The sequence below is a fragment of the Pseudophaeobacter sp. genome, from assembly GCF_039971195.1.
In the GTDB taxonomy this organism is placed as follows: Bacteria; Pseudomonadota; Alphaproteobacteria; order Rhodobacterales; family Rhodobacteraceae; genus Pseudophaeobacter.
Genome location: NZ_JBDWPJ010000060.1, coordinates 22,085 through 28,194 on the forward strand (window position 1 = coordinate 22,085; position 6,110 = coordinate 28,194).

Here is a 6,110-nt window from a genome sequence, read left to right on the forward strand (position 1 = left end):
GGGCGTCAGGCGCTTTTCTCTGTGCTGCGCAGGTAATCGGCGTCGCTCACATGTTCCAGCCAATCGGCGGCAGAGCCCTCAACCTCTTCCTGCAAGGCCAGATGCACCATGCCGGTTTCAGCTGCGGCGCCGTGCCAGTGTTCCACCCCCGGCGGAATCCAGATGGTATCGCCGGAATGCATTTCACGTGGGGGCTCATCGCGCAAACCAATGAGGCCAACCCCGCTCAGGATGTTCAATGTCTGGCCCAGCGGGTGAGTATGCCATGCGGTGCGGGCACCAGGGGCAAAGCTGACGCGCAGGGCATTGATGCGGGCGGGGGCAGGGGCGGTGATGATCGGATCCATCCAGACCTCGCCGGTGAACCACTGCTCTGGGGCTTTGCGGCTGGGGCGGCTGCCGGCCGGGTAAAGATCAATCATCGGTCTTGTCCTGAAAAGAGTATCACCTGCCGGGCGCCAGCAGTGCAGCGCCCGGCAAAAGGTCGAAGCGCTTAGTCAGCCCAGCTGACGGCGGTCAGGTCGGTGGCCTGGGTTGGCGCATTGGCCCAAAGCCCCTGCAGATCGGCCTTTGCCACGCCGAGCGAAGCCAGCTGGAACAGGTAGCCATTCACATAGTCATTTGCGATGGTTTCCTGTGCCTGCTTCAGCATCGCCATGCGCTGATCCGGGTCAGTGGTGCCGTTCAGCGTGGTCATCAGCTCCTGGAACTCAGGGTTGTCATACTGGAAGTAGTAATCAGGACGGGCATAGATGCCGATATCCATCGGCTCGGTATGGCTGACGATGGTCAGGCCAAAATCCTTGCCACGGAACACGGTTTCCAGCCACTGGGCCCATTCCACATTGATGATCTCGGCCTTGATGCCAACCTTGGCCAGCTGGGCGGCGATGATCTCACCACCGCGACGGGCATAGGAGGGGGGCGGCAGGTGCAGGGTGGTGGCAAACCCATCCGCCAGACCGGCCTCAGCGAGCAGCGCCTTGGCCTGCTCTGGATCATAGGCAGAGTTACCGGTCAGATCGGTATAGGCAGGGTTATGCGGCGCAAAATGGGTGCCAATAGGGGTGCCATAGCCAAACATCGCGCCATCAATGATGGCCTGACGGTTGATGGCATGAGCCAACGCCTTGCGCACGCGGACGTCATCAAAAGGCGCCTGTTTGTTGTTGGTCGACAGGATGGTTTCCCCCTCGGTCGAGCCAACCAGAACCTGAAAGCGCGGATCGGCGTCAAACTGCGGCAGGTTCTCTGGCGCCGGGAAGCCGGCAAAGGCATCGACGTCTTCCGCCATCACAGCAGCAAAGGCCGCCGTCGGATCCGAGATGAATTTGAAGGTGGCGCTGTTGAGCACCGCCGGCGTGCCCCAGTAGTCAGCGTTCTTTTCCAGGGTGATACGATCGCCCTGGACCCAGTTGGCAAATTTGAAGGCGCCGGTACCGATGGGCGTGGTTTTGATGTCATCGATGCTTTCGGGGGCAACAATCACCGCATCCCCCCAGGCGAGGTTGAACAGCATATTGCCGTTGGGCTTGCTCAGGGTCACCTTGACCGTGGCGGCATCCACAACATCGACACTGGCGATATCGGCATAGAGCGCTTTTTGCGCATTGGTGCTGTCCTCGGCGCGGGCGCGGTCGAGCGAGAATTTGACATCCTCTGCATCCATGGTGCTGCCATCATGGAAGGTGACGCCTTCGTTCAGATGGAAGGTATAGCTGAGGCCATCTTCAGAGATCTCCCAGCTTTTGGCGAGGCCCGGCACCACGGATCCATCGCCCATAAACCGGGTCAGACCTTCAAAGACATTGGAGTAGAGCACCTGATCAATCGCCCCGGCCGCAGCGCTGGTCGGGTCAAGATGAGGCGGCTCCAGCTGCAGGCCAATGGTGACGGAATCCTTGGCAAAAGCAGCACCGGCCATCAAAGCCAGCGTTGAACTGGCGGCAAAAACAATTGATCTGAATGTCATTTCTCAATTCCCTAGTTGCGTTTGATCCCCTGTTGCCGGGGCTTTAAAGCCAAGGTTTCCCGTTTTCCGCTGGGTAATCAAGGGCTGCGAGACATTTCGCCCTCTGGAAGCACGCGGCGTTAGTTGCTAGGCGTGCGCAACCCGTACAAACCCAGGGGAAACCATGAGCGCGAACTCAAAAACCTCGGCCGTTACTGCCGGCGATATCCTTGCCCAAAAGGGCAAAACGCCAATTGTCAGCCTGACTGCTTATACCACACCGATGGCCCAGATGATGGATCCGCATTGCGACTTTATTTTAGTCGGTGACAGCGTCGGGATGGTGTTGCACGGGCTGCCATCGACGCTGGGCGTCACCATGGAGATGATGATTCTGCATGGGGCGGCAGTGGCGCGGGGGCTCTCCCATGCCATGCTGGTGATCGACATGCCCTTTGGGTCGTACGAGGAAAGCCCCGAACAGGCCTTTCGCAATGCCGCCCGCCTGATGCGGGAAACCAATGCCGCTGCGGTCAAGCTGGAGGGCGGAGTCGAGATGGCGCCGACCATCCAATTTCTGGTCGAGCGTGGCATCCCGGTGATGGCGCATCTGGGGCTGACGCCGCAATCGATCAACACGCTGGGCGGCTACAAGGTTCAGGGCCGCGATGCGGCTGGCGCTGCCGTTCTGGCAGGCGCACAGGCCGTGGCCGAGGCCGGTGCCTTTGCCGTGGTGCTGGAGAAAGTGCCACAGGGACTGGCAGATGAAATCACCGGTGCTGTGGCGATCCCAACCATCGGCATTGGTGCCTCCGCGGGTTGCGATGGGCAGATCCTGGTGGTTGATGACATGCTGGGGCTGTTCACCGCCTTCAAGCCCAAGTTCGTCAAACGCTATGGCAACCTCGGTACCGATGCAGAGGCCGCAATCGCCGCCTATGCCGCTGAGGTGCGCGCCCGCGCCTTTCCGGCTGCGGAACACGTCTTTGCCGATCAGACCCCATCCAAAAAGTGACCGCTGCCATGAGTGCTCCGATACTTCGCCGCCTTGCCGAGCTGCGGGCAAAACATAGAGACTGGATCCGCGCCGGCGAGCGTGTCGCCGTGGTGCCCACCATGGGGGCATTACACGCAGGCCATTTGTCCCTGGTCGAGGCCGCCAAACTGGCCTGCGATCGGGTCATCGTGACGATCTTTGTCAATCCAAAGCAGTTCAACAACCCGGAGGATCTGGCCAATTATCCGCGTACCGAACATGAGGATGCCATCAAACTGGCTCCCTACGGTGTTGATGTGATCTACGTGCCGGATCCGGATCAGATCTACCCGGAAGGATTTGCCAGCACAGTTTCCGTGGCCGGGGTGGCCGATCAGATGGAGGGCGCCTGTCGTCCGGGGCATTTTGACGGGGTTGCCACAGTGGTGGCCAAACTGTTTTTACAAACCGGGGCGCAGCAGGCGTTTTTTGGTGAGAAGGACTATCAGCAGCTTTTGGTGGTGCGGCGCATGGCGCGGGATCTGGATATTCCGATTGAGGTCATTGGCTGCCCGACCGTGCGCGAAACCTCGGGGCTGGCGATGTCGTCGCGCAATATGCGCCTCTCCGCCACTGGGCTAGAGACAGCAGGTGCGCTGCATCCTATCCTGACCGAACTGGCAACGAGGCTTGCTGGGGGTGATATTTTTGTCCCTTTGGGCAAAGCGGCCGAGGCTGCGATCCTGGCGGCAGGGTTTGACGAGGTGGAATATCTCTCGCTCTGTTGCGCCGAGGATCTTACGGCTTTGCCACGGGCGGACCGCCCGGCGCGGCTGTTTGTGGCGGCCTGGCTCGAGGGAGTTCGGCTCATTGACAATATCGCCGTCTGAGGGTTTTTGAACTAAGCCTTTAGTAAGGACTGGCAGCGGTAACATCTAGCGGCTAAAGTCTCGCCCTGAGGAGATCCATCACAGGGGCGGGACATGAAATATATTCTGGCAATCGACCAGGGCACCACGTCAACACGGGCGGTGTTGTTTGACGCGGATATGCAGGCCGTTGGCACGGCGCAGCAGGAGTTCCCGCAATACTTTCCCAAGGCGGGTTGGGTGGAACATGATCTCGAAGAGGTCTGGGACAGCGTGGTTGCGACCTGCCGCCAGGTGCTGGCGGAGCAGGGGATCGAGGCTGCAGATCTGGCGGGCATCGGCATCACCAACCAGCGCGAAACCACCGCGGTGTGGGAGAAGGCCGGTGGCAAGCCCATCCACAGGGCCATCGTCTGGCAGGACCGCCGTACCGTCGAGATCTGTGAAGGCCTGCGTGCTGCTGGCCATGAGGAGATGATCCGTCACAAGACAGGCCTGCTGCTGGATCCCTATTTTTCCGGCACCAAGGTGCGCTGGATTTTGGATCAGGAGGCTGGCTCGCGGAGCCGCGCCGAGGCCGGAGAGCTGCTGTTTGGCACCATCGACAGTTTCCTGATCTGGCGCCTGACCGGCGGGGCCTCGCATGTGACGGATGCCACCAATGCCTCGCGCACCATGCTCTATGATATTCGCGCGGGCACCTGGAGCGCTGAGATCTGTCAGGCACTGGATGTGCCGATGCAAATGCTGCCCGAGGTTAAGGATTGCGCTGCTGAATTTGGCATGACCCTGCCGGAGATCCTCGGCGTCCCCGTTCCCATTCTGGGTGTTGCGGGCGATCAACAGGCAGCGACGATCGGCCAGGCCTGTTTTGAGCCGGGAATGATGAAATCAACATATGGCACCGGCTGTTTTGCCCTGTTGAACACCGGCGAGACCCCGGTGACCTCGAACAATCGCCTGCTGACCACCGTGGCCTATCAGCTGGAGGGCAAGCCGGTCTATGCGCTGGAAGGCTCGATCTTTATCGCCGGTGCCGCAGTGCAATGGCTGCGCGATGGCCTGGGTGTCATTGAGGCAGCCTCGCAGTCAGGGGCGCTGGCGCGGCAGGCGGATCCGGAGCAGGATGTGCTTTTGGTGCCGGCCTTTACCGGCCTCGGCGCCCCCTATTGGCAGCCGGACTGTCGCGGTGCGGTCTTTGGCCTGACCCGTGGCTCTGGCCCGGCTGAGATGGCGCGGGCGGCGCTGCAAAGCGTCGCCTATCAGACACGAGACCTGTGGGAGGCGATGCGAGCGGATTGGCCAGCGAAGACGCATGTCACCCTGCGGGTGGACGGCGGCATGAGCGCCAGTGACTGGACCATGCAGAGCCTGTCTGACCTTCTGGGGGCCGCTGTAGACCGTCCCAAGATGCAAGAGACCACTGCGCTTGGTGCTGGCTGGCTTGCTGGCATGCAGGCTGGGCTCTACCCGGATCAGGCCGGGTTCGCGGCGACCTGGGCGCTGGACCACCAGTTCACGCCTCAGCTGGAACCAGAGCGGCGCGAAGCGGCCTATGCGCGTTGGCAACGCGCGGTTCAGGCTGTCATTGGTGTTTGAATAAATTCTGCGCTGCCATGGGCGCGACCCACAACTAAGGGCTCTCCCAGGATCAGCGCCGGGCTCCCGCCCCCGCAGGTCATCGGCTGACGCCGCATGACCTTGGCGGCCTTGGGCCCGGGGCCGCGCTATTGCGCGGCGCGGTTGCATCCTAGGTCAAAGGGGGCGAGCAGGCGCAGGCCGTGCGGCAGCACGGCGCCGGGCCCAACGGGGGAGGAAACAATCTTTGATTGCTCCGAGACGGGCGGGAGCGCTACCTCAAGGGGCCAGGCGCGCACCGGGCATGATGGTCGCGGGGCGGGCATTCAGCGCCTCGATCGAAAATCCTGCGATCGATTTGTAACGCGCGGCATGGGCCGCAAGTTCCGCCTTTGGGATCACCTCTTCGATGCTGGAGAAATCGCCACCGCAGAGGTCCTCGACCCGCTGCAACACCGCATCGGGGCCCTTGCCAGCGCGGTTGGTCTGGCCAATCCCGGTTGCGATGGGGCGGATCTCATCCTCATAGGCCTGCAACGCGGCGGGGGTGGTGCCAAGGGCCAGCAACTGGGCGCCAATGACGCGGGCATCGATAATGGCCTGGCTGGCGCCGTTTGATCCCACCGGATAGGTCGGATGTGCGGCATCCCCCATCAGGGTGACAGAGCCATCACGCCACTGTGGCAGTGGGTCCCGGTCCACCATCGGATATTCATAGACCAGCTCTGCCCCGCGG

Annotated in this window: 6 protein-coding genes; 3 read left to right on the top strand and 3 right to left on the bottom strand. The window is 61.7% G+C overall.

The window, feature by feature from the left end:
• Positions 1–5: 5 nt before the first annotated feature.
• Complete coding sequence (locus ABJP42_RS05195; RefSeq protein ID WP_348338982.1) at positions 6–422, bottom strand: (R)-mandelonitrile lyase; 417 nt, start codon at positions 420–422, stop codon at positions 6–8.
• Between the two features lie 71 nt (positions 423–493).
• Positions 494–1,972, bottom strand: a complete 1,479-nt coding sequence (locus ABJP42_RS05200) for an ABC transporter substrate-binding protein (RefSeq protein WP_348338984.1) — start codon at positions 1,970–1,972, stop codon at positions 494–496.
• A 163-nt stretch (positions 1,973–2,135) separates the two neighbouring features.
• Between ABJP42_RS05200 and panB the strand changes: the two genes are divergently transcribed.
• From panB to glpK, 3 genes are all read left to right on the top strand, one after another.
• Positions 2,136–2,966 carry a 3-methyl-2-oxobutanoate hydroxymethyltransferase gene (gene panB / locus ABJP42_RS05205; protein ID WP_348338986.1) on the top strand — a complete coding sequence of 277 codons (831 nt, stop codon included), beginning with the start codon at positions 2,136–2,138 and terminating at the stop codon, positions 2,964–2,966.
• Between the two features lie 8 nt (positions 2,967–2,974).
• Positions 2,975–3,817 carry a pantoate--beta-alanine ligase gene (gene panC / locus ABJP42_RS05210; RefSeq protein WP_348338988.1) on the top strand — a complete coding sequence of 281 codons (843 nt, stop codon included), beginning with the start codon at positions 2,975–2,977 and terminating at the stop codon, positions 3,815–3,817.
• A gap of 93 nt (positions 3,818–3,910) precedes the next feature.
• A complete protein-coding gene (gene glpK / locus ABJP42_RS05215) occupies positions 3,911–5,395 on the top strand; it encodes a glycerol kinase GlpK (RefSeq protein ID WP_348338990.1) in 1,485 nt (494 codons plus the stop codon).
• Positions 5,396–5,653: 258 nt separating this feature from the next.
• Here the strand turns inward: glpK and ABJP42_RS05220 are convergent.
• The coding region (locus ABJP42_RS05220; RefSeq protein ID WP_348338992.1) for an FAD-dependent monooxygenase at positions 5,654–6,110 on the bottom strand (457 nt) is incomplete at its 5' end.

Coding starts and splice junctions, on each gene's coding strand:
- ABJP42_RS05195 (WP_348338982.1), bottom strand. CDS start 422: ATGATTGATCTTTACCCGGCCGGCAGCCGCCCCAGCCGCAAAGCCCCA.
- ABJP42_RS05200 (WP_348338984.1), bottom strand. CDS start 1,972: ATGACATTCAGATCAATTGTTTTTGCCGCCAGTTCAACGCTGGCTTTG.
- panB (WP_348338986.1), top strand. CDS start 2,136: ATGAGCGCGAACTCAAAAACCTCGGCCGTTACTGCCGGCGATATCCTT.
- panC (WP_348338988.1), top strand. CDS start 2,975: ATGAGTGCTCCGATACTTCGCCGCCTTGCCGAGCTGCGGGCAAAACAT.
- glpK (WP_348338990.1), top strand. CDS start 3,911: ATGAAATATATTCTGGCAATCGACCAGGGCACCACGTCAACACGGGCG.